The sequence below is a fragment of the Caulobacter sp. P1_B12_2 genome, assembly GCF_056406675.1.
Genome location: NZ_JBFTZS010000706.1, coordinates 1 through 1,494, shown reverse-complemented (window position 1 = coordinate 1,494; position 1,494 = coordinate 1). Strand labels below are relative to the sequence as shown.

Below are 1,494 nucleotides of genomic sequence, written 5' to 3'. Positions count from 1 at the left end.
GGCGTGCTCCTCGCCGTAGACATAGAGGATGCGGGCCAGCTCGACCTGATCCAGCTCGTTGACCAGATCGGCGGCGGTCGGGCCGTCGGCGCCCATGCGCATGTCCAGCGGACCGTCGCGCATGAAGGAAAAGCCGCGCTCAGCCTCGTCGAGCTGCATGGAAGAAACGCCAAGATCCAGGGTGACGCCGTCGACCGACGCATCCTCCAGATACTCGGTGATTTGAGAGAAGCGGTCCTGAATCAGCCGAAAGCGACCATCCGTCGCGGTGAACTCGGCGGTGAAGCGAGCGACGCTGGGATCGCGGTCGAAGGCCGTGACCGAAGCGCCCGTGGCGAGGATGGCGCGGGTGTAGCCGCCGGCCCCGAAAGTACCGTCGATGACCATGTCGCCGGGGCCGCTCGCCAGCGCGCCGACCACTTCGCCCAGCAGGACGGAGACGTGCGGAGCACCGGGCTCCCGGACATCTTCGAGTTCGTTCATGCCGCACCACCGATCCGCGCCGTGCGCTGCTGGCCACGCATCGCGGCCAGGCCGTCGCGAGCCAGTTCGCGCTGGGCGGCGCGATGAGCCTGGAAGGCCTCGCGCGACCAGATCTGGAAACGCTCGCCCAGGCCGACCACCGCGACCCAGTCGGTCAGGCCGAACATCTCGCACAGGGTGTCGGGAAGCGTGATGCGGCCGGCGGTGTCGAACGACAGCCGCGCCATGCCGCCCAGGACGCTGGTTTCGAGGGCCGAACGCAGGGGATCGCCGAACGGCAGCTCGTCGATCACGCCCTGGTAACGGTCGAACAGGCTTTTTCCGCCAGCCTCGAGGCAATCAGCCTCGATGGAGGGAAAGCAGAAGACCCCGTCGAACGGACCCGAGAGCGCGGCGCGGAAGTSCTGCGGCACGACGATGCGCCGCTTGCTGTCCAGCTGCTTCTCGAACGTCGAGAGAAACACCCCGCCTACCCCTGTTCAAAGCCCGCCGCCGGACGCCCTGCCATGATCGCTCCGGCAGAAGTGGGTTAACATGGGATTGACTGGGATACAATGACACCAACGGCCGTTTGGCCGTCAAAACAAAGGTGTCGCGAGGGCCTTTCACAGACCGCTAGAATCTATCAACAGAACATACATGGAACCTGTTAAGATTTCGCGGCCGCTAGACTCTGCGCAAGCGCCTTGCGGACAAGGGAACGCATGGTCGCGCTGTCGATGTCTTGGGGAGAAGTGGGGCTGAAACCCACTTTTCGCGCCCCCCGATGCGGGGGTAAATGGACCAGATGGTCTGTAAGCCGGGTTCTGTCTGACGTCCGCCCCTCCCGAAAGAAAGACGACCGCGAGACGGCCATTCCTCTGGACCGTCCATCGCTGGACGGTTCTCGCGACCTACCCGGACCCTCTCAGCCAGTGACGGCCTATCCGACGCGAGGCCGGCGCGGGGTCCCTATTCGGTCTTGCTCCAGGCGGGGCTTGCCATGCCGTCCCTGTTGCCAGGTCCGCGGTG

At 65.3% G+C, this 1,494-nt stretch carries 2 protein-coding genes and 1 other RNA gene; all 3 read right to left on the bottom strand.

The genetic code is table 11. From position 1 onward, the window contains the following. On the bottom strand, window positions 1-483 hold a 483-nt coding region (gene mraW / locus AC1DZ6_RS25085; RefSeq protein ID WP_477099803.1), incomplete at its 3' end, for a 16S rRNA (cytosine(1402)-N(4))-methyltransferase. Then, window positions 480-947 (bottom strand): division/cell wall cluster transcriptional repressor MraZ, encoded by a 468-nt coding sequence (locus AC1DZ6_RS25080; RefSeq protein WP_477099802.1) that lies wholly within the window; start codon window positions 945-947, stop codon window positions 480-482. The genes AC1DZ6_RS25080 and mraW, both read right to left, overlap by 4 nt. A 315-nt stretch (window positions 948-1,262) precedes the next feature. Next, window positions 1,263-1,494: RNase P RNA component class A (gene rnpB, locus AC1DZ6_RS25075), an RNA gene on the bottom strand; the annotation flags it as partial.